The organism is Agaribacillus sp. DX54, assembly GCF_056858335.1.
Genome location: NZ_JBXEQE010000001.1, coordinates 496,512 through 517,542 on the forward strand (window position 1 = coordinate 496,512; position 21,031 = coordinate 517,542).

At 42.3% G+C, this 21,031-nt stretch carries 20 protein-coding genes; 10 read left to right on the plus strand and 10 right to left on the minus strand.

Going from position 1 to position 21,031, the window contains the following annotated elements:
- Positions 1-55 precede the first annotated feature (55 nt).
- Positions 56-544 carry a LemA family protein gene (locus AC04NP_RS02005; protein ID WP_482857623.1) on the minus strand — a complete coding sequence of 163 codons (489 nt, stop codon included), beginning with the start codon at positions 542-544 and terminating at the stop codon, positions 56-58.
- A gap of 9 nt (positions 545-553) precedes the next feature.
- The gene (gene pfkA, locus AC04NP_RS02010) at positions 554-1,537 is read right to left on the minus strand and encodes a 6-phosphofructokinase (RefSeq protein WP_482857624.1); all 984 of its coding nucleotides are present in this window, start codon (positions 1,535-1,537) and stop codon (positions 554-556) included.
- Between the two features lie 201 nt (positions 1,538-1,738).
- Between pfkA and AC04NP_RS02015 the strand changes: the two genes are divergently transcribed.
- From AC04NP_RS02015 to AC04NP_RS02025, 3 genes are all read left to right on the plus strand, one after another.
- Positions 1,739-3,043 (plus strand): glycosyltransferase family 4 protein, encoded by a 1,305-nt coding sequence (locus AC04NP_RS02015; protein WP_482857625.1) that lies wholly within the window; start codon positions 1,739-1,741, stop codon positions 3,041-3,043.
- Positions 3,044-3,140: 97 nt separating this feature from the next.
- The gene (locus tag AC04NP_RS02020) at positions 3,141-3,632 is read left to right on the plus strand and encodes an acyltransferase (protein ID WP_482857626.1); all 492 of its coding nucleotides are present in this window, start codon (positions 3,141-3,143) and stop codon (positions 3,630-3,632) included.
- Entirely contained in the window at positions 3,629-4,732 is a 1,104-nt protein-coding gene (locus tag AC04NP_RS02025; RefSeq protein WP_482857627.1) for a DegT/DnrJ/EryC1/StrS family aminotransferase, read from the plus strand. Before AC04NP_RS02020 ends, AC04NP_RS02025 begins: the two co-directional genes overlap by 4 nt.
- Positions 4,733-4,755: 23 nt before the next feature.
- Here the strand turns inward: AC04NP_RS02025 and AC04NP_RS02030 are convergent, their stop codons facing one another.
- The 8 genes from AC04NP_RS02030 to AC04NP_RS02065 all read right to left on the minus strand — a co-directional run bounded on the left by AC04NP_RS02030 (position 4,756) and on the right by AC04NP_RS02065 (position 14,084).
- Positions 4,756-6,249 carry a lipopolysaccharide biosynthesis protein gene (locus AC04NP_RS02030; protein ID WP_482857628.1) on the minus strand — a complete coding sequence of 498 codons (1,494 nt, stop codon included), beginning with the start codon at positions 6,247-6,249 and terminating at the stop codon, positions 4,756-4,758.
- Between the two features lie 127 nt (positions 6,250-6,376).
- Positions 6,377-7,603, minus strand: a complete 1,227-nt coding sequence (locus tag AC04NP_RS02035; protein WP_482857629.1) for a glycosyltransferase family 4 protein — start codon at positions 7,601-7,603, stop codon at positions 6,377-6,379.
- Positions 7,604-7,611: 8 nt separating this feature from the next.
- Positions 7,612-8,136, minus strand: a complete 525-nt coding sequence (locus tag AC04NP_RS02040; RefSeq protein WP_482857630.1) for a class I SAM-dependent methyltransferase — start codon at positions 8,134-8,136, stop codon at positions 7,612-7,614.
- A 128-nt stretch (positions 8,137-8,264) separates the two neighbouring features.
- A complete protein-coding gene (locus tag AC04NP_RS02045) occupies positions 8,265-8,780 on the minus strand; it encodes a KdsC family phosphatase (RefSeq protein ID WP_482857631.1) in 516 nt (171 codons plus the stop codon).
- 12 nt (positions 8,781-8,792) lie between these two features.
- The gene (locus AC04NP_RS02050) at positions 8,793-11,282 is read right to left on the minus strand and encodes a YfhO family protein (RefSeq protein WP_482857632.1); all 2,490 of its coding nucleotides are present in this window, start codon (positions 11,280-11,282) and stop codon (positions 8,793-8,795) included.
- 59 nt (positions 11,283-11,341) lie between these two features.
- Positions 11,342-12,295, minus strand: coding sequence for a mechanosensitive ion channel family protein (locus tag AC04NP_RS02055; protein WP_482857633.1), 954 nt, complete (start codon positions 12,293-12,295; stop codon positions 11,342-11,344).
- 45 nt (positions 12,296-12,340) lie between these two features.
- Entirely contained in the window at positions 12,341-13,558 is a 1,218-nt protein-coding gene (locus tag AC04NP_RS02060; RefSeq protein ID WP_482857634.1) for an S-adenosylmethionine:tRNA ribosyltransferase-isomerase, read from the minus strand.
- A gap of 22 nt (positions 13,559-13,580) precedes the next feature.
- Positions 13,581-14,084: an inorganic diphosphatase gene (locus AC04NP_RS02065; protein WP_482857635.1), complete on the minus strand. Its 504-nt coding sequence runs from the start codon at positions 14,082-14,084 to the stop codon at positions 13,581-13,583.
- Between the two features lie 136 nt (positions 14,085-14,220).
- Here AC04NP_RS02065 and AC04NP_RS02070 point away from each other — a divergent pair, with 136 nt between their 5' ends.
- From AC04NP_RS02070 to AC04NP_RS02100, 7 genes are all read left to right on the plus strand, one after another.
- Entirely contained in the window at positions 14,221-15,303 is a 1,083-nt protein-coding gene (locus AC04NP_RS02070; RefSeq protein WP_482857636.1) for an o-succinylbenzoate synthase, read from the plus strand.
- Positions 15,304-15,315: 12 nt separating this feature from the next.
- Positions 15,316-16,041: a VIT1/CCC1 transporter family protein gene (locus tag AC04NP_RS02075; protein ID WP_482857637.1), complete on the plus strand. Its 726-nt coding sequence runs from the start codon at positions 15,316-15,318 to the stop codon at positions 16,039-16,041.
- Between the two features lie 225 nt (positions 16,042-16,266).
- Positions 16,267-17,211, plus strand: coding sequence for a DUF2167 domain-containing protein (locus AC04NP_RS02080; protein WP_482857638.1), 945 nt, complete (start codon positions 16,267-16,269; stop codon positions 17,209-17,211).
- A 513-nt stretch (positions 17,212-17,724) separates the two neighbouring features.
- The gene (locus AC04NP_RS02085) at positions 17,725-17,883 is read left to right on the plus strand and encodes a hypothetical protein (protein ID WP_482857639.1); all 159 of its coding nucleotides are present in this window, start codon (positions 17,725-17,727) and stop codon (positions 17,881-17,883) included.
- A 329-nt stretch (positions 17,884-18,212) separates the two neighbouring features.
- Entirely contained in the window at positions 18,213-19,448 is a 1,236-nt protein-coding gene (locus tag AC04NP_RS02090; protein ID WP_482857640.1) for an acyl-CoA dehydrogenase family protein, read from the plus strand.
- Positions 19,449-19,462: 14 nt separating this feature from the next.
- Positions 19,463-20,623, plus strand: a complete 1,161-nt coding sequence (locus AC04NP_RS02095) for an acyl-CoA dehydrogenase family protein (RefSeq protein WP_482857641.1) — start codon at positions 19,463-19,465, stop codon at positions 20,621-20,623.
- A 145-nt stretch (positions 20,624-20,768) separates the two neighbouring features.
- Entirely contained in the window at positions 20,769-21,014 is a 246-nt protein-coding gene (locus AC04NP_RS02100; protein ID WP_482857642.1) for an acyl carrier protein, read from the plus strand.
- Positions 21,015-21,031 lie beyond the last annotated feature (17 nt).

Consider the following 21,031-nt stretch of genomic DNA (forward strand, 5'->3'; position numbering starts at 1 on the left):
GGGTAAAAGACCATCAGCTCACCATGTGAGTAGAACCGCTAAATGTGGTTATGAGCTAAGATTTAAAACCGAACAACCTCGCTATAAACCGCGATGGAGGCTTATCGGTCATTTCATGATAATTGTGGTAAAGATCTGTGATTCCGGGGTGAATTTCATTTAACTCATTGGTAAGTCGGATAAGGGAGTCTACTAATTCCCGAGGGTGCCGGTCGGTTTTGCTAAGCTGCAATAAGGCATTTAACTCAGTAGTAAGCTGGGTGCGACTGACTTCATTGCGTAGTGTCTGGCCAATGTTTTTCTTGTCAATCGATGGAATTTCTGCAATTTTCATGATAATGGCAAGATTATCCTTATCGGCTTCATCAATGCTTGTTCCGGACAAAAGCCTGGTGCACAGATCTTTTCTTTTCAGGGAGATAGTGATGATCCGCTCCTGTAGCTGAGTAATTTCATTCCTGGTTTTACGCAGACTATTGTAATTCACTATTCCCCAGAGAAAAATAAACGCCAGTGTGAACAATATGATAGGTATAAAACCCATTGATTGTGATTATTTTTTATACCGGTTATTGAAAATGTCTACCATCCTCAATAAGTCACGGCTTAATGATTTTTTGATTGTAATAGCATGTTCGATGGGTGTAAACACCAATTCATCTTTCATAACACCTGCCATAACATTTTTGCGGCCATTTAGCAAGCCTTCTATGGCACTAAGTCCCATCCTGCTGGCTAAAATTCTATCTTTGGCCGACGGAGCTCCCCCTCTTTGCACATGCCCAAGGGTGGTTACCCTGATGTCGGCTTCTTTCAGTTTTGTTTTGACCTTAGCGGCCACTTCCACAGCGCTTCCGGCTTCACCCCCTTCGGCCACAATGATGATCGAAGAAGTTTTGGATCTTCTCTTTTCCCTTTTCAGGGCGTCGATCACGTCTTCGACAGAGGTCGACATCTCCGGAACCATTACCAATTCCGCGCCGCCACAAATGCCTGACCTGATGGCGATGTAACCGGAGTCGCGACCCATAACTTCTACAAAAAAAATGCGGTCGTGAGAATCGGCTGTATCCCTGATTTTATCGATGGCTTCAATGGCTGTATTTACTGCAGTATCGAATCCTATGGTGAAGTCAGTGCCATAAATATCGTTATCAATGGTTCCGGGCGCACCGACTAGAGGCATGCTGTATTCTTCATAAAAAACTTTGGCACCTCTGAATGAACCATCACCACCAATGCACACAAGCCCTTCGATACCGTAAGCCTGTAACTGGTCAAAAGCCTTTTTTCTGCCCTCATTCGTCATAAATTCAGTGCTTCGGGCAGATTTCAAAATGGTACCTCCCTTTTGAATGATATTACTGACCGAATGGGAATTCATTTCAACTATATCCCCCTTGATCATGCCGTTGTAACCATACCTAATTCCATAAACCTCGGCACCATGATAAATCGCTCCCCTGACCACAGCACGAATACACGCGTTCATACCCGGGGCATCCCCTCCTGATGTAAATACTCCTACTCTTTTCATTCTAAATTAACCTTTTAAGTGTTTAAGTGGAATTTACGATGTTTATTTGGTCTTTTTAACGTTTTAGCCCCAAAATCAAAGCCTCGGCAATTAATCATACCGGCTTTGAATTTTGACCGCCCAATAATAAATAAAATTTACTTATCATAAAATTTTTTAGGTAGATTGCATCGCTATAATTTGTAATTATTAGCGCAAGAAATGAATAAAGTACTGGTTATAACCTATTACTGGCCACCGCATGCCGGGGTAGGGGTCCAAAGATGGTTGAAGTTCTCAAAGTACTTGCCCCTTTACAATTGGGAACCGGTGATTTTTACCCCGGAAAATCCCGCTTTCGACATGAAGGATCAAAGCCTGGGAGGAGAAGTCCCCGAAACAATAGAAGTGATCAGGTTTCCGATTTGGGAGCCATTTTCAATATTTAATAAAATCACACGTGGCAAAGACAAAAAAAACCTGCAACAAGGATTGGTATTGGAAAAAAAGAAACCTTCTTGGAAAGACCAGTTGTTCATCTGGCTCAGAGGAAATCTTTTTATTCCTGATCCCAGGGTGTTTTGGGTAAAACCTTCGGTGAAGTTTCTCGAAGAAATTGTCAAAAAGCAAGGTTATCAAAACATCATTACGACCGGCCCTCCTCACAGCATGCATTTGATAGGCCTGGGATTGAAAAAGAAATGCAATGTGCAATGGATAGCGGATTTCAGGGATCCATGGTCCCATTGGGATTTACTCGGTAAACTGAAAGTCAGTAAATTTTCCAGGTTTTTGCACCGGAGGCTTGAAAAGAAAGTGCTTGGCCGGGCAGATGTGGTAGTCACAGTCAGTAATAAGCTGGCAGCGGACCTGATATCCCTGGGGGCAGAAAGGGTAGAGGTGGTAACCAATGGGGTAGATGTGGACCAGATTAACCTGGATTTTTCGAAAACCGGTATGGTCGACAAATTCCGGATCAGTTACCTGGGACTATTGAATGAATTGAGAGATCCGGGGTTTTTGTGGGAAGCATTGACAGAGTTAGTCGCTGAAAACGAAGAATTAGCTGATGAAATTGAATTTAATCTCGCGGGTATTGTGAGCGAAAATATTCTGGTAAAACTGAATAATAATCCCACACTAAAAAAGATAGTAAACTTTAAATCCTATATTCCCCACCATCAGGTTTTTGATGAAATTCAAAGATCGGCGGTGCTGCTGGTTATTTTGAACAAGTCGGACAACGCTAAATGGATAGTGCCGGGAAAGTTGTACGAATATCTTGTGGCCCGTAGAAAAATATTGCTTATTGGCCCGGAAAATGGGGATGCAGGTAGGATCTTGGCCCAAACAAAAACCGGTGAAACTGTGGAATTCGACGATAAAGCGAAATTGAAAAAGGTGCTGTCGGACTGTTTTGAAAATTACAAATCGGGCCAGGTAGTACTCAAAAATGCTGACATAGAGAAATATTCGAGAAGAAAGCTTGCCGGTAAGGTAGCGGAAATTTTAAAAGGTGATGAATAATTTGCTTCATAGATTGGTAAAGTCAGATTAAAAATATTTATTTTTGTTTAGAAGTATGATTATTGCTTTAAAAAATATAATTATTTGTATTAAAACTGTGAAAGGTCAAAAAAACATTAAAAGTTCACATCCGGATAAAATCCTGGAGGCAGGTATCCGGGAGGTGGCATTTGGAATGGGTGTGACGGTGGTACAGCCTGTGAACATGTATGGGTGTCAGATCGATGATCAGGCCTTCATCGGCCCTTTTGTGGAAATTCAAAAAAATGTAAGGATAGGTAAAAGGACCCGGGTGCAATCTCACGCTTTTATTTGTGAGTTGGTAACTATTGGGGATGACTGCTTTGTGGGGCATGGGGTGATGTTTATAAACGATACTTTTTCAGGGGGCGGCCCTGCTGGTGGGGATCCGTCTCTTTGGAAGAAAACCGATATTGGAAACAACGTATCCATTGGATCGAATGCCACTATTCTGCCAGTTACCATTGCCGATAATGTAGTGATAGGTGCCGGTGCGGTAGTGACCAAAAACATAGAAGAATCAGGCGTATATGCTGGTAATCCGGCTCAAAAAATAAAAGACATATGAAGATACCCTTTGTAGATTTGAAATCACAGTACCTGTCCATCAAAAACGAAATAGACAGCGCCATTCAGGAAGTAATCAGCCATACCGCATTTGTCGGTGGCCAAACAGTAAAAAGCTTTGAAGATGCCTTTGCCGGATACAGCGGAGCTGCCTATGCTGTTGGCTGTGCCAATGGAACGGATGCTATTGAAATAGCCTTGAAAGCCATGGGGATCAAGCCTGGTGATGAGGTCATAGTACCTGCCTGCACCTGGATTTCCACAGCAGAGTCTGTCAGTGCTATCGGGGCCATACCGGTCTTTGCCGATGTGCTACCGGGGTTATACACCATCGACCCTGAAGATATCAGCAGAAAAGTAACCTCTGAGACCAGGGCCATTATTCCGGTACATTTATATGGCCTGCCTGCGGAAATGGATGAGATCATGGATGTGGCCGATAAACACGGTCTTATGGTTATGGAGGACTGCGCACAGGCACACGGTGCTACCTACAAAGGGAAAAAAGTAGGCACTTTCGGAGAAGCCGCTTCATTCAGTTTTTATCCGGGTAAAAACCTGGGAGCCTATGGGGATGGTGGGGCTATGATCACAGATGATGAGCGGATAGCAGAAACCATGAGCATGATTTGTGACCATGGGCAAAAAGGAAAACATAACCACCTCATAGAGGGAAGAAACAGCAGATTGGACGGAATTCAGGCTGCGGTTTTGAAAGTCAAACTCAATCACATTGAAAAATGGACCGACGCCAGAAATGGTAATGCAAGATACTACAATGAAAAGTTGGCAGACACCGGGCTGTTAATACCCGTCATTCCGGATTATTCCCGTCATGTATTTCATCTATATGTTGTCCAGGTAGAAAACCGGGAGCAAATCATGAAGCTTCTGGGTGAAAAGGGGATTGCCACTGGTATCCATTACCCAACGCCACTTCCTTATCTGAAAGCCTATGAAAAACTGGGGCACCAACCCGGAGACTTCCCTGTTTCTTACAGGCAAAAAGACAAAATTCTGTCCTTGCCCATGTTTCCTGAATTGACCAGGGAACAAATAGATTATGTTTGTGAATCTTTAATGGGGGTGGCGGTTTCTTAGTTTTTAGCGATCCCAAACAGGTCTTAATTCCTGATTTTAACCCTGACCAGAATTTGATCATAAAGTCTGTTGACTTCTTCAGAGATTTTCAGCCTGATGACTGCCAGGCTGTAGATCAAGGTGATTACTGAAGATCTGACAAGAATGTCTACAACCGGGTTGGCGTTTCTGGGAATGGCATAAACCACCAAAAAAACGACTGCCCCTAAAAAAAACACTTTCAAAGTATTGATTGAAAACGGCTGCATATCAAATTTAACTTTGATGAAGATCAATTTGCTAAGGTTGAAGACGAAAACGGACAGAAGGGAAGCCATAGCCGCCCCAGCCAATCCATAAGCAGGTATCAGATAATAGTTACCGGTGATAATAAAAACGGCTAACAAAGAAATGGCCAGTATATTGAATTTATAATATTTTGACATGACAATAATTTCACTATTGATGCCAGTAACCATATCGATTATTTTAGCTGCTCCTATCAGGATTACCACTACCTTGCCCGGCGCAAATTCCTGCCATTTGGGGATCAGGAAGTAAAGACTGTCCAGGTTTGAGACAATTCCCAGGAACAATAAAACCCCGATAATCAGCAAATTGATAGAAGATTTTCGGTACAGGCTTTTAACTTCGGGATTTTTACCTTGCTTGAAATTGGAAGAAACCAGCGGGGACATAATCTGGCTTATGGAGCGTCTGGGCATTTCAATGACTGTGGCTATATAAAAAGCCGTCGTATAAATAGCATTTTCGTTGAGCCCCAGCATGGCTGCCACCATAATGCTGTCGATCTTCATCACAATAAGCCCACTACCGCTGCTGAGGATTGCAAATAAAGAGAATTGCAAAATACTTTTGACCAAGGCTTTGTCAAAAATGCTGAAGTCGAGCTTTAATGACAACTGTCTTAAATATCCCAGATAAACAATCAGGATCACCATAGCTGTAGCATACACCAGTACAAGGCTGACCAATAATTCGTCCAGATCCAGGATTTTCAGAAAGTACAAGCTAACAATAACCCCTGACAACACCCGGATCAGGACCTCCTTAATAAAATTGGGGACGATAATTTTTAGCAGTGAACGGGAATACGCTTCAAGTATTCCGGTGATTACAAAAATAAAAATCAGGGCTAATACTATCCTCAAATATGGGACCACTTCAGGAGAATTATGACCGATATACTCTTGAAAGGGTTTTTCAAACCAATGAAAAATCACATAAAAAAGCAGGAAGCTTACCACACCACAAATCAGGAAAGTATTTAAAAGCACTTTGGTGTGCTCAGGTTTGTTTTTGAAATGGGGAAAAAATCTGACCAGTGTGGTGGACAAACCCATTTGTGCAAAAGGCACCAATAAGATGGCGGTATCGGTGATGACCCTGAAAAGGCCAATTTCGTCAAGCCCACTAAAGAATTTGGGATATAGCCAAAGAACATTAAAAAAACCCACTACAGCACCAACATAGGTAAGGGCTGAGGAGATAAAGCTTTGTCTGATTACTACTCCCATTAAGATTCTATTGTTCCATCCGGTTCGGAAAAATGAAGACAGAAAATTTCATTTTGGCCAATCAAATATAGCTGATTAATATCAAATTCTTAGAGGCAACAATCTGATTTCGGGCCTTGACCAACTTTTATCCCGGACAGGATTGAATATCATGATAAAGTGCCTGCAATTTTTTGGCAGTGTTTTCCCAGTGGCAGGAACCTTTCAAGGTGGCCTGCAGACCATTGGATCCGAGTTGTCCGGAAAGTTGCTGATTGGTGTACAGCATGGTGACTTTACTCGCGAAGTCCCGGGCATTTCCGGCCTCGAAAACCAGCCCTGAACCGGTTGCCTCAACTATCCGTTTCAGGCTGCGGCTCGAACTTACTAACAGCGGTTTTCCGGTCATCATAGCCTGAAACAATTTGTGTGGCACCGTATTGTCGGTGTGGTCATTGCTGTGATGAGGTATCGTATTGACGTTTGCCATTTTCATGAAAGAAAAAAATCTGGAGAAAGGTTGATACCCCATCATTTTCACCTGATCACTGACGGCATTTTCTTTAATTAAAGTATGTAGCTTTTCCATCACACTTTTACTGCCGCTGCCTACTATGTACAGTTTGATTTCCGGTTTGTCTTTAAGATAAGTCATGGCCTTTATGGCTGTATCTATACCCCGGTGAGGTCCAATGTTACCTGTGTAGGTAATAATGTATTCATCCTTAAGACCATAGATATCCGTATCTATCGGGCTGTTGGCAAATGATTTTTCCTCTGTATTGGTCACCACAAAAATTTTTGTCTCATCGCATATATTCTGGTCTACGATCCTGTTTTTCATTTCTTCAACCACTGTGATCAGGTAATCCGCTTTTTTAATAGCAAAAGTCTCATAAGACTTCCATCGGTTGTAGCTAAAAAACAGCCTGTTTTTCAATCGTAACAGCTTATTTTTTTTCCAGGTAAACCAGACCTTCAGCGCCTCCGGGTAGTTTTCATGAAAATCGGCCACCAACTTAAGGTTATATTTGTGCTTCATTTCAAAGCCGGTCTTAAAAAGAGGCAAATCATGAATATGTAAAACATTGATTTCATTGGAAGTAATAAAATCTGGCAGGGCCTTACGGAAAAATGGGTTGACAAAATTTATGGCAGTAATAACATCCACTATTCCTTTGGCCATGTTTGATTTTCCGGCATTTATCCGGTGTACTTTGAGCCTGTCCACCTCCTCATAGGTTTGTTCACCTTTCCTCCTTTTACACAAAAGGTGGACCTCATAACCTGCCTGAATCAACGCTGTTGCCTCTTTATATACCCTGATATCGGTGGGGTAAAACGCATCCAACAACATGCCTATTTTTAATTCCATATACCTGTTTACTTGTCTTTTGTAGCATAAATGGCGTAATAGCGAGGCGTAAAAAGCCTCAAAATTGGCCTGAAACCAATTTTTTTTACCAGAGCCGTCCATTTTTCGGTTTTCCGTATTTTCCACCCCGATTTTTCCAATAACCAGTCAAATTGCCAGTCTTCAAATTCATGAAAGTGCCGGTCCCATAGGTCGTTTTTGTTACGATAGGCCCTGGCAAACCAAAGACCCGAAGGAACGGTGACCACCAGTTGTTTGGCACGGATTTTCCTCAACACATTAAAAGGTGATACCAGTTGTTCCAATATTTCAAACCCTGTAATTACATCATAGGCTTCCGAGGCCGCTGCTTCCGGCTGGATGTCGAGGTCTTCCCCTTTGGTGTTATCCACTTTGTAGCCCTGGTTTTTCATGATTTCGGAAAGCGGGTTTTCTACGCCCAGGTCGAGAATATACGCAGGGGGGCTGACTACTGATTTTAAAAATTTAATGGTTTGGTTGTATCTCTTTTGAAGAAAATTGTGCTCGTACATGGTGAAAAATTGCTATTATCGATCAAAAAAGTCCGGTATCCGGAATGATTTGAAACCGCTAAATTAATAATTATGAGTTGGATAGCCAGGGCTAAATATGAGATTATCCAAATCTTGAGGTGGGGCTGTCAATTTTCGTCATGGCATTTAATCATCTCTTCATAAACGGTATTATAGACCCCCATTTCAATCAATAATTTTTCAACAAACTCCCTGAACACACCCTCTCCGCCTTTTTTTGTTAAAACCCAATCAGCCTCCTGTTGAATAATCTGGCTGGCGTCAGCGGGTGTGGCGCTACACCCCGCTTTTCTGAGTAAAGGTACATCATTAAAATCATCACCGATATAGGCAATTTCTTCAAAAGACAGATTCAACATTTTTACAAGCGCTGAAATGGCCCTGATTTTATCCTCGACACCTTGATAAAGGTAATCGACCCGCAATTCCTTCGCCCGTTTTTCTACCATGGGAGAGTTTTTAGCGGTGATCACACAAACAGAAATTCCCGCTGTTTTCAGTAGTTTTACCCCTGCCCCGTCTTTTACATTAAATTTTTTTAGTTCATTGCCATCTTTATCATAATACAATCCACCATCGGTCCACACGCCGTCAACATCCGTTGCTACTAATTTAATTTGCATAGTGTCTGGTAATTAGTCGGCAGCTACTTCCTTTGCGGCAGGCTGCCTCATTTGCTTCAGGGATAAAACCAAGCCAGTTCCCAGCGATAAAAGGAGAATAATGCTAAAGATCAGGCTAATTGTATTTCCCAGGTAGTAGGATTTAGGCTCGAATGTGAATTGGACGGTGTGCTCACCCTGTGGTACTTCCAGCGCTCTCAATACGTAGTTTACCCTCAGAATTTTCGCTTCCTCTCCATCGATAGCAGCCTTCCAGCCTTTTGGATAATAAATTTCCGAAAACACCATAAGACTACTTCCTCCCAGACTGGCTTCATAGGTAAGTGCGTTGGGTTGATAGTCAGTCAGTGTGACTGTTCCCTGATCATTAAAACTTTCTGATGCTACTGGAAATTTACTGGCATCGATTACGGCCTCATTTTTGGTATCCAGCGACCGGAGCTTTTCAATTTCCTCATCGGGGCTGTTCACCTTTATCACTTTCGATACCAGCCACGCGTTGCCATTGTGGTCGGGATTTGGAACCACCGCATTCTCTGCGGGACCAACCATGATATACTTTGTATTAAGCATATTTAAAACACCGTATTTATCCATATCCGTGCCTCCGCTTTTCTGCAGGTCACCGATCCATGCGTTGATCTCCGGGCCGATCCCCTTTTCAATCAGGTCTTGGTATCGCCTCATTTTTGCGCCGTGATAACCACCCAGTGATTGGTGAAAATAGGAGGTACGGGCATTGCTGAAGGGATCACCTCCCAACTCAAATACCCGGAAATTCTGAGCGTCATCATTTTTTATCAGCTTATCAGCAGGAGTTTCCTGAAAAAATGACCTTTCCGGACTTTTTTTAAACTTATCTGCGTTCAAAAAGCGACTGCTGACCAACCCTGAATCCAGTACTGTCAGCAGCATAAACAGGGTGGCAAAATATATTTTCGATAGCTTGTTTTTAAAATAGAAATAGATCAGGGAAGTGCTTCCCACAATAAAAAAGAGTGACCGCAGGGCATCGGTTCTTAATAAAGCGGCCCTGTCCTTTCTCAATGCATCTGTAAACCATAACGGAGCACCCAGTTGTTCATCCACAGCCCCTCTGAAACTACCGATCCATGAGTAAAATACCATCGACAGGGTTATCCCACCGGTGATAGCTACCCCAAGCAGCAAATATCTTTGCGTTTTTTTGTTCAACCCGGCTTGAAGCAGTTTTTCCAGTCCTAAAAAGCCCAATAGAATGATGCTGAAGATGGATAGTATGATGGTAAAAGTCACAGATCTGAATTTGTTGTAGCCAGGTAAATAGTCAAAAATCAAATAGTTTAACGCTGCAAAATTATCACCCCAACTGAGAATAATTCCGAGTACACAGCAGGTAATTAACCAGATTTTCAGTGGTTTATCCACCAGAAAGAGGCCTAAAACAAACAAAAAGACCGCAATGGCTCCTACATAATAGGGCGCTGTGTTAGGTTGTTTTCCCCAATAGGTGGGAATCGATTTTAACTGTTGCGACACCTGGGCCGGTGCGGCACCATTGGCTTTCAGGGCCCTGCCCAGGTTGGAATCTTTTTCCAAAGCCTGCTGGCTTGATCCGCCCATAAAATTGGGCACAAACAATACCAAGGGCTCCATGATGCTATTGCTATATTGAAAAGCATAATCTTTTTCCAGTCCACCCTGGTTTTGTTCCGGGTTTTCTTTTTGTGTCAGCTCGCTTTTTCCCCGCGTTGAATACCCGCTGTACTCTGTGATAGTCCACATTCTTCCAAAATTACAGCCCACGGCTATCAGGGCCGCCACCGAAAGCAGCCCCACTTTTTTGGCGAAAAAGTTTACCTCTTTTTCTTTGATGGCAAAAATCAATCGGATCAGACCGTAGATGACAACGATGAGCAATAAATAGTAGGTGATCTGGTAATGATTGACCCGCAGGTGAAAACCCAGGCCCAGGGCAGTCAGGCTAAACCCCCACAAATATCTGTTTTGAAATGCGAGGTGCACCCCGGCCACCACCAATGGCATGTAGGCCACAGCCGCTATCCTCGCGTTATGACCGGCATAAAATCCAATGGTATTATAGGACGAAAGACCATATATTAATGCTCCTGCCATAGCGAGGTAAGGCCTGACTCCAAAAGCCAGCAACAGGATGTAACACGATAGCAACGATGCGAACATTATCCTGGTCGGATGAGGTAAAAAAACTGTAAACAGCTTTTCAATGTGTATGAGCAAATTTCCACTAAAGGTTGTGTTGACCAGATAGCCCGGCATGCCTCCAAACATGGAATTGGTCCAGAGTCCCTCTTCACCGGTTTTTTTCCGGTAGTCGAGCAACTCTTTTGCTCCTCCTTCCCATTGCAAAATATCATGCTGCGAAAGGGTTTTACCTTCAAAAAAAACAGGACGGAAAAATATCAGGGTAATTACTAAAAACAGGATAACTGCGATTAAATGCGGCAGCACATCGGCTTTAAAGTCTACATTTATTTTTTTCATAAAAATTTCATTAGCCAAAGTAAACTTAAAAATTTATGGGAAATTTGCAGCCGCTACCCTTAGTTATTTTCAGAAGCCATACCGGTGGCCGTAGATTCCTGCCTATGCTTGTTGATATTCCCCATCCATTCAAACCCGGATTTAAAATGCAGGTCTCTTTGAGGGAAGGGGATTTCGATTTTATTGTCCCGGAATTTTTTGAAAATGGCATAATACAATTGACTTTTTAAAATTCTGGGCTTTTCGGTGTATGTGTTGGTCCAAACTACCAGGTAAAATGATAAAGCGCTGTCATCAAAAGCATCGAACAACACATCAGGCGGAGGTTTACTTAATACACCATGATTTTCCGCAGCTACTTCAAGCAACAATCTTCTTACAAACCTGGGATCTTCTTTGTAGGAAACCCCTACGGGAAATGTAAACCGGACCTTCCTGTCATTATGACTCCAGTTGATAACCTGACTATCGATAAAATCCGAGTTAGGAACGATCACCGAAATATTATCGTTGGTTAAAATTGTTGTCGCCCTGGCGGCGATGTTGACAACATCGCCATCCAGATCACCAACCTGGATACGGTCACCGACCTTAATAGGTCTTTCGAAAAGGATAATCAATCCCGAAATGAAATTGTTAGTGATATTTTGCAAGCCAAATCCTATACCTACACCCAATGCACCAAAGGCAAGCCCCAAGGCGCTCAGGTCAATACCAACAGTTTGCACAATGACCAAAAAGCCTATCACAAGTATAATGTACTTGGTCATCGTGCCAATGGTCTGGGCCAGACCGGCATCGATTTTTTTTGATCTGGTGAGAATGCGGTTGACTAAAAAATTTCTAAACCGGTTGGCAAAAAAGATCACTCCGATGATCGAAAAGATCAGGATGATTATTGAAATAAAATTGATTGGCGTTTCCCCTATTTTAAAAAGGGTTTTGGTGAAAACATCCTTAACAGGACTTAGAATTTCGCTAAGGAGTTCGAGAAATTCGTAGATTTTTTTCATAATCCAAATCGGAACGCATGTAAATATAATTATTTTCCGGTTTTTTTACCCGGGAAGTAATAATGAGCTGTCGCCGTAGCTTAAAAACCTGTAATCATTTTCCAGTGCTTCTTTATAGACTTTGCGCCAGTCTTCTCCGATAAACGCCGCCACCAGCAGCATCAGTGTCGATCCCGGCATGTGATAGTTGGTAATCAGTCCCTCGCAGACCCTGAATCGATAGCCTGGAAATATCATCATTTCCGTTTCCCCGTAAATGGTTTCTGCCTGGATGTCTTGCATATGTTTGACAACAGCTTTTATCGCCTCATTTTTATCCGGTAGCGATTTTTGATCCATTTCGTAGGCCATAAGCTTGCTGATTTGAAATTTTCCCCCCATGCCTTTTAATAGTTTCACACCAAACCAATAAATGCTTTCCAAAGTACGCATGCTGGTGGTGCCTACGGCAATGACCGGCGCTTTATGGTTACACAGATTTTCGAGATTTTGCAGAGAAACGCAAAGTTGTTCGCAGTGCATCGGGTGATCCACCATGTTTTTTTCTTTAACGGGTTGAAAAGTTCCGGCCCCAATGTGCAAGGTGAGGTAGTCCAATACGTGCCCGTTTTTTTCCAGTTGTCTCATGAGATGCGCATTGAAGTGTAAACCCGCTGTAGGAGCGGCTACAGCGCCGTCATGGTGTGAATAAACGGTCTGGTACCTGGGCAAGTCGTCATCCTCGGCGTCCCTGTCGATGTAGGGAGGGAGCGGCACTTTTCCAAAAGCCTCTATTAAATCCACAAAGCATATCCCGGTATTATCCCATTGGAAAGCAATAATTTTGTTTTCCCTGTTTTCAATCTTAGCCCTCAGCCGCACAGGCGTTTTTCCACAATCTACCAATTGTTCCAACGTTTGACCATCCTTCCATTTTTTCAAGTTGCCCACCATACATTGCCAGGAACATGCTGATTTTACCTGCATCGCCTGATTGATATCTTTGACCGGTGCCTCAGGCTGAAGTAAAAGCACCTCTATAAGGGCCCCGGTTTCCTTTTGAAAAAAAAGCCTGGCCGGAATGACCCTTGTATCATTAAAAAAAAGAAGGCTTTTGGGCGGTAAATATCGCCCTATATCTTTAAAAATACCATGTTGGATGGTCCCCTGATGGTAGACCAGTAATTTGGACTCTTCCCTTTTTTCCAGAGGATATTGGGCAATTTTTTCTTCCGGCAAGGTATATGAAAACTTCTCTAAGTCTAATTTGGGCAATTTAACCATGACATTTATTTAACCGGACACCTTAGGCTTTGCTATCGATGTATCGCTGTCGGGCACTTTTGATCACCGCAATGGCTTTCTCCTTTTGCTCCCAGCCCTCGATACCGACTTTTTTGTTTTCCAAATCCTTGTAAACCTGGAAAAAATGCTCGATTTCATTGATCAAATGGGGATTTACCTCTTGTAGCGTTGTGATTTTATTCCATTGTGGATCATGTACCGGAACACATAAAATTTTGGCATCCGGCCCTTTCTCATCGGCCATCCGGAACAACCCGATAGGACTTACTTCAATGAGACATCCCGGGAAAGTAGGCTCGGTTACCAGCACCAAGGCATCCAGGGCATCACCATCCATCGCCAATGTTTCCGGGAAAAAACCGTAATCACTTGGATAGTGCATTGAGGAAAATATCATTCTATCATACCGGATCATTTTTTTTTCATAATCATATTCATACTTGTTCCGGCTTCCCTTGGGAATTTCAACCACTACATCCAATGTAAAAATTGAGTTATCTGACATGTTTATTTGGTTAAGATCAAAATGTTTAGGCGAAAGTAATCATATTGCCTTGTTGCTTCAAAAGATTAAGTAAAAAGAATTCGTAAAATAAATTCTAAAATTTCAATGTATTGATTTCGAATGATAACTTAGATGCATGGCTTTGCATTTTCACCATAAAAAACACACACTTCATTTTAAGTTTGAAGCAGGTACTTCACGGGGTAGCCTCACATCGAGGGATAGTTATTTTATATTTTTAACAGACAGGCAAAATGGTATTCAAGGAATTGGGGAAGCAAGTCCGTTAAAAATGCTTAGTGTCGACGACAGGGGTGATCTGGAGGAGCTTATTACTGAATTTGGTTCCCTTTTCAGCGAAATTCCGGATGGGACCCGACCAGAAGACATATACAAACTGGTGGCGGATATTATTCCGGCGGATTTGCCTTCCCTTCGATTCGCGTTTGAAACAGCTTTGCTGGATTTGATTCATGGTGGCAAAAGGATCATTTTTAAAAATGATTTCAGTGTTTCAGGAGCATCTATACCCATTAACGGGCTCATATGGATGGGTAGTGAACCCTTTATGCATGACCAGGTAACTGAAAAACTAGCGACCGGATATGATTGCATTAAAATGAAAATCGGCGCAATTGATTTTGCTAAAGAGTTAGCCATCCTGTCTGCGATAAGATCATCTTATTCCAGCGGGCAGGTTATCTTGCGGGTTGATGCCAATGGTGCTTTTAAGGCCGTTGAAGCAAGAAAAAAATTAGCAGAACTGGCAGCCCTGCAAATTCATTCTATTGAGCAACCCCTGGCTGCCGGACAATGGAAGGCGATGGCGGAACTGTGTGCACTTAAAATCCTGCCTGTCGCACTGGATGAGGAGCTGATAGGTGTAAATGGCTGCCAGGACAAGTTGAAGCTCCTGAAAGCCATAAGGCCACAGTATATTATACTAAAACCGACATTGCTGGGCGGATTTCACAGCACAAAAGAGTGGATCGAAGTGGCCGAGTCGTTGAAAATAGGATGGTGGATTACTTCCGCACTCGAGTCGAACATAGGTTTAAATGCTATCAGCCAGTTTACCGGGCAATTTAAGGTAAGTTTGGCACAAGGCCTGGGAACCGGCCAGTTGTACCATAACAATGTGGCATCGCCCTTGGTGGTTAAACAAGGTAAAATTTTTTACAGCCCGGAGAAAAACTGGGACTTGTCTTTGATTCGATAAACTTAAGAAACTATGAATGAAATTGATTTGCACGCCACAGGCAAAATTCCGTTTTTTCGATCGGAGTACATCGGGGAGTTTGTTTATGGTGGAATTGATGGTGCTATCACCACATTTGCCGTAGTGGCAGGCGCTGCTGGAGCGGGTGCTGATATTTCCTGGGTCTTGATCTTTGGTTTTGCCAACCTGCTGGCCGACGGCTTCTCCATGTCCGTTGGTAATTATTTTTCAAGCAAGGCCGAGCACGATAACTTTGAAAAGCACAAAGCCATTGAATACTGGGAGATAGAACATAAAAGGGAATCTGAAATTCAAGAAATTGAAGATATCTTTAAAGCCAAAGGATTCAAGGGCGAATTACTCGACCGGGTCGTGGAGGTGATCACCTCAAACAACAAAATCTGGGTAGATACTATGATGAAAGAAGAGCTGGAAATGATTAAAGATCACAGAAAACCGGTGAACACTGCCCTGGCTACTTTTATCGCCTTTGTTGTGGTGGGATTGATCCCCCTGAGCTCCTACCTGCTTGCCATCTGGGTAGAAATGGAGCGTAGTTTGCTCTTCCCCATTTCATGCCTTGCCACCGGGTTTGCCATGATGGTAATCGGATATCTCAAGGGCAAGGTCACACATGCCAATGCTTTTAAATCTATTACGGAAACTGTATTGCTAGGTGGCTTGGCGGCCTTTCTGGCTTATTTTGTGGGTGAAATTCTGGGCTCCTACCTCAATTGACATTTTTACGGGGCAGTTTGACTTTTAGAGGTCGGGCCATTTTTCCCCCGTACCGGCCAACCGGTTACAAATATCACCTGTCTGGTATTAATTACAAGAAGTAAGAGGCAAATCATTGCCATTTTTTAATTGTAAAATCCGGCCAGCTAAATTACCCCCTTCACCATTTTTTGGTGTAAAGGCGCTGGTTCACAAGAAATTAATAAAATCCAAACTATAAACTTTATGAAGAAAATTTTGACTGCTTTGTTGATGTTACCAACACTGGTTGCATTAGCCGGCGATCCCGAACCTAAACAAGAGGCCAATGCAGAGGACGCATCTGCCATATCAGATTATCTGGATTTTTTATTGGAAGCCGATTCACTCAACAACCTGTTAAAATATCAAAAAGGTGAGATTGGCATTGGTGATGACCTTGCGGTATTGCAGATACCTGAAAATTTTAAGTACCTGAACCCGGGAGAGACCGACAAAATCCTTGTGGATGCCTGGGGGAACCCACCCAGGGAAACCCTTGGTATGATTTTGCCTGATTCTGTAAACCCCTATGGCTATGATGGCTGGGGTGTTGTCATTACTTATCGGGAAGAAGGATATGTAGATGATAAAGATGCCCGGAAAATCGACTATGATGAATTGCTGACAGACATGCAAAAAGACATCGAAGAGGCCAATAAGCAAAGAATTAGTCAGGGTTATGGTTCCTATGAACTTCTGGGCTGGGCAGAACCTCCTCATTATGACAGTGAGCAACACAAATTATACTGGGCCCTCGACCTGAAATTTGATGAGGATGTTGATCAAAATACCCTTAATTATAATGTCCGCATCCTTGGAAGAAGAGGTATTTTAGTACTGAATGCCGTTGCAACCATGGATCAACTGGATCATGTCCGGGAAGGTATGGGTGATGTCATGGCCCTCGTGGATTTTAGGGAAGGAAACCGTTATGCTGATTTTAACCCCGGTGTTGACAAGGTAGCCGCTTATGGTATCGGAGCCCTGATTGCCGGTAAAGCTGCGGCCAAGGCCGGCTTTTTCAAGGTCATCGGTATGTTCCTGTTAAAAGGTTGGAAACTTATTGCCCTTGCCCTGATAGGTATCGGTGCCTTTCTGAAAAAAGTCTTTTTCGGAGACAAAAAGGAACAAAGAGATATCGCAACATAACTTAATAACTTAAGATTTGTAATCACACTAAAAAAAGGCCTGTTATCGTTAGCAGGCCTTTTCTTATTCCAATACCTTTCCTCCGATATTCCACCCTGATCCTCTCAAAAAAACTACGCCAACCACTTCATTGCCCAAGACCTCATCCTTCCATCCTTCTAAATCCGGTCATTACAATTTTTATCATTCATCAGGGATTTTTCTTTCCTCCTTACTTTGATTTTTAGAAATCTAAAATTTGCATATATTTAAGGGAATCTAAAACATAAAGCTTAAAAATAGTATTATTATAATTTTTTTATTAATTATTCCTTGTATTTCAGGGAAATAGATTTTAATGTAGTCGTTAACAATTGTATTTTTTCTTAATTCTGCTACAATTCCGGCTAATTTATTACAACTGAGGGAGATAGTAATATTTTAATTTTTTAGCTTCATTGTTTATTACAAAATTTGGTTAGCTGTGAACCAAATCAGGGTTTTTGCTGTTAACCTACTAAAAGGTATAATACTATGATGCTGTTCTTAGTTTTTGTTGGCTCTCTGTTTTTACTGATTAATTTAATCCTTATTATGCGTATTGTGTTTGCCTATCTGGAACAGAGTTATGAAGATCAAAGGGAGGAAGAAGGCAAAAAGATCGATCTCACCATATTTAACAAGACCACCTAGTCATTCCGTTTACACCCTTCACAGTACCCGGTCTATATCCTTTATAGCCAATCACTTAAGTTTCTCATTTTCTTTACCATCCTCAAAATTGTAATTTTTGAAGTAAATTTTTAATTAATTTAATTAGCTTTATTAATAATTTTTTATTTATTTGTATTATTAAAAGATTGTAGGGACATGGCAGGAATTCAAATTATAACTTCCATAGGGCAGGTTTTTTAAGATCGTGACAAAAATCACCGGTTATTATCAAAAAAATGGGGTACGTTGAAGTTTGATTTGCCTTATTTTTATATTCATTGATAAGATTCCAATAAAAGTTCCAAGAAATGATAGATATAAGTATTGCTGAACCCACCATTGAAGAAAAAGAAGAAATCGTCGAAAAATGCCGCCAGCTAAAAGAAGTATTTGCCAAAAGGGCTCCAAAATATGATCAGGAAGGAAGCTTCCCCGTCGAAAACTTTGAAGATCTGAAAGCCTCTGGTTTGCTCGGTATCATGATACCGAAAGAATTCGGTGGTTTTGGAGCAGATTTTGTTACTTATACAAAGGCCTTGGAGCAACTTGCCATGGGTTGTTCATCAACGGCCCTGACCTTCAATATGCATAACATTGCCGTAGGTAGTATTGCAGAACTTAATCTGGAAGGAATCGGGGGAAGCAGGGGAAGGATCATGAAGGAATTCAGGGATTGGGTGTACCATCAATCAATCAATGAAAAAAAGGTATTTGCCTCTGCCTCTTCAGAACCTGGCATAGGGGCCCATTTCAGTAAATTGAAAACGACCTACCGGCGGGTAGATGATGGGTTTGTCATTAATGGTATTAAATCATTTGTATCGATGGCCGGTTATGCTGATTATTATGTGGTGGCTGCAAAATCTGCCGACAGCACCAGTGAAATCCCGGCCATATCTTATCTGGTGGTGGAAAAAGAAAACCCAGGCACCCGTATCGAGGAGGTTTGGGATGTTCTTGGCATGAGGGGTACAGCTACCAATCCGGTATATTTTGAAAACTGTTCGGTACCTAAAGAAGCACTTTTTTTAGGTAGTGAGGGAATGGCACTGTATAAAATTGCCAGGGAACCTCATTGGCTGGTAGGGGGTTATGTTGGGGTTTATTTAGGTATCAGTACAGCCACTTTTCAGTTTTTGATTGCATATTTAAAGAAGAAAAAGAAACCTGGCACCGACACGCCACTGAGCGAGGATCCAACCATTCAATATAGAGTCGGAGCGCTGTTTTCCGCCTTGGAATCTGCCCGTGGCATTACCTACAATGCCGCAAGATTGGTCAAAGAAAAATTAGGCTCACAGGAAGCCAATAACGCCATTCATCATGCAAAATATTTGGTGAGTGAACTGGGGCCGTGGCTTACTTCACAGGCGATCAGGATGTGTGGGGCCAGCAGTCTTGCCAAAAGACTTCCCCTCGAGCGGTACTACCGGGACGCTCGCTGTGGTGGCTTAATGCCTGCTACCAGCGATGAATGTCTGTCTTATTTAGGGAAGGCAGCATTCGGTACCGATCTCAGTAAACCTTCCGAAACCTACTGGTAATATAAATTAGTCATATGCAACCTTGGGAAAATCCCGAAATTGATGCGATGAAGGGAAAATACCATCAGCTTGCGCTTGATTATTTTTCAGGCGATTTCGCTGAAAGAGACAAAACCGGGGATTTTTCCCTGCAGCGCTGGAAAAAGGCGGCAGAAATAGGCTTACTGAGCATGATGATGCCCGCTTCACTGGGAGGTATGGAAGTCCCTGTCACTCATGTAGTAGCCGCTTTTGAAGGATTTGGAGAAGGTTGCCGGGACGGTGGCTTTGTGTATGCTTTGGGTAATCAGCTTTGCGGAATTCAATTGACGATCAAGCAGTTTGCCGATGAAGCCCTGAAAGAAAAATATTTACCTGAATTGATGAATGGAAACCGGTTGGCTGCTTATGGATTCACAGAAGAAACTTCCGGAAGTGATGCCTATTCTATGCAAACCACTGCCACAGAAGAAGGAGATAATTACCGGATCAATGGCCGAAAATGCTATATCACCAATGCCCCTTACGCAGATTCAGCCATTGTTTTTGCCAAAACTTCGGAAGCCAGGAGCCCTTTTAGCCTGACGGCATTTCTGGTGGACATGAATAATGAGGGCGCATCGCATGGCCGGGAATTCGAAAAAATCGGGCTGCGGACTGTTAGGATGGGAGAACTTGTTTTTGATAATGTTCTGGTGCCCAAATCAAACATCCTGGGTGGAAAAGGTGGCGGTTTGAGAGTTTTGGCTGAATCTACCGGTTGGGAAAGGGCAGTCCTCATCTCAAGTGCCCTGGGGCCGATGAACAGAGGGCTCAAAGCATGTATTGAGCGGGCTAAAACAAGAAATCAATTTGACAAGCCTATTGGGGCCTATCAGCAAATTTCATCCAAAATTGCCGATATGGTGATGAGGCAAAGGTTAAGCAGGCAGGTAATTTATGATCTGGCCTCCAAACTGTCAAGTGGTAAATCCATGCACACCTGTGCACAGGACGCGGCCATCGCCAAACTTTTTGTTAGCGATAACTTTATCCGGTTTGAAATGGATGCCATGCAGATATTTGGTGTCAGGGGGTATTTACTGGAGTCATTTATCAACCGGGATTTAAGGGATAGTCTTTCTTTTAACATCTGGTCAGGTACTTCAGAAACACTCAGAAATACCATCGCCAAGTTTGAAGGTCTTCCGGTTTAATATTCTTAAGGCATTTTGTTTAAATAAGTTTGAAATATTGAATAATAAAATTAATTTGCCAAAAAGTTAGATTATTTCAATAAGTAATTTAACTTTTGGTGGAAATCATTAAATAATTTATAGCATAATATTTTAGTAGGAGCACATGGAGATTAAAGAGTCAATCAGGAATTACATCAAATCGGAGCTTGTTAACAACAAAGATCATCGTGAGTTATCCGATAGTGATCAGTTAATTGAGTCAGGGGTGATCGATTCATTGGGCATGATGAAACTTATTGGTTTTCTGGAGGACAATCATTCCGTGCAAATAGATGACATGGAGTTAGTACCGGAAAACTTCTCCTCCATTGATGCCATCGCATCCCTGGTTGAAAAGAAAATGGCTTAGGTACTCTGGGTTTTAAT

What these genes read in the sequence shown, in the direction of transcription:
- AC04NP_RS02080 (WP_482857638.1), top strand. Translation starts at nt 16,267, where the DNA reads ATGAAGAAAATTTTGACTGCTTTGTTGATGTTACCAACACTGGTTGCA.
- AC04NP_RS02095 (WP_482857641.1), top strand. Translation starts at nt 19,463, where the DNA reads ATGCAACCTTGGGAAAATCCCGAAATTGATGCGATGAAGGGAAAATAC.
- AC04NP_RS02050 (WP_482857632.1), bottom strand. Translation starts at nt 11,282, where the DNA reads ATGAAAAAAATAAATGTAGACTTTAAAGCCGATGTGCTGCCGCATTTA.
- AC04NP_RS02070 (WP_482857636.1), top strand. Translation starts at nt 14,221, where the DNA reads ATGGCTTTGCATTTTCACCATAAAAAACACACACTTCATTTTAAGTTT.
- AC04NP_RS02025 (WP_482857627.1), top strand. Translation starts at nt 3,629, where the DNA reads ATGAAGATACCCTTTGTAGATTTGAAATCACAGTACCTGTCCATCAAA.
- AC04NP_RS02100 (WP_482857642.1), top strand. Translation starts at nt 20,769, where the DNA reads ATGGAGATTAAAGAGTCAATCAGGAATTACATCAAATCGGAGCTTGTT.
- AC04NP_RS02015 (WP_482857625.1), top strand. Translation starts at nt 1,739, where the DNA reads ATGAATAAAGTACTGGTTATAACCTATTACTGGCCACCGCATGCCGGG.
- AC04NP_RS02055 (WP_482857633.1), bottom strand. Translation starts at nt 12,295, where the DNA reads ATGAAAAAAATCTACGAATTTCTCGAACTCCTTAGCGAAATTCTAAGT.
- AC04NP_RS02090 (WP_482857640.1), top strand. Translation starts at nt 18,213, where the DNA reads ATGATAGATATAAGTATTGCTGAACCCACCATTGAAGAAAAAGAAGAA.
- AC04NP_RS02035 (WP_482857629.1), bottom strand. Translation starts at nt 7,603, where the DNA reads ATGGAATTAAAAATAGGCATGTTGTTGGATGCGTTTTACCCCACCGAT.
- AC04NP_RS02005 (WP_482857623.1), bottom strand. Translation starts at nt 544, where the DNA reads ATGGGTTTTATACCTATCATATTGTTCACACTGGCGTTTATTTTTCTC.
- AC04NP_RS02040 (WP_482857630.1), bottom strand. Translation starts at nt 8,136, where the DNA reads ATGTACGAGCACAATTTTCTTCAAAAGAGATACAACCAAACCATTAAA.
- AC04NP_RS02065 (WP_482857635.1), bottom strand. Translation starts at nt 14,084, where the DNA reads ATGTCAGATAACTCAATTTTTACATTGGATGTAGTGGTTGAAATTCCC.
- AC04NP_RS02030 (WP_482857628.1), bottom strand. Translation starts at nt 6,249, where the DNA reads ATGGGAGTAGTAATCAGACAAAGCTTTATCTCCTCAGCCCTTACCTAT.
- AC04NP_RS02045 (WP_482857631.1), bottom strand. Translation starts at nt 8,780, where the DNA reads ATGCAAATTAAATTAGTAGCAACGGATGTTGACGGCGTGTGGACCGAT.
- pfkA (WP_482857624.1), bottom strand. Translation starts at nt 1,537, where the DNA reads ATGAAAAGAGTAGGAGTATTTACATCAGGAGGGGATGCCCCGGGTATG.
- AC04NP_RS02060 (WP_482857634.1), bottom strand. Translation starts at nt 13,558, where the DNA reads ATGGTTAAATTGCCCAAATTAGACTTAGAGAAGTTTTCATATACCTTG.
- AC04NP_RS02075 (WP_482857637.1), top strand. Translation starts at nt 15,316, where the DNA reads ATGAATGAAATTGATTTGCACGCCACAGGCAAAATTCCGTTTTTTCGA.
- AC04NP_RS02085 (WP_482857639.1), top strand. Translation starts at nt 17,725, where the DNA reads ATGATGCTGTTCTTAGTTTTTGTTGGCTCTCTGTTTTTACTGATTAAT.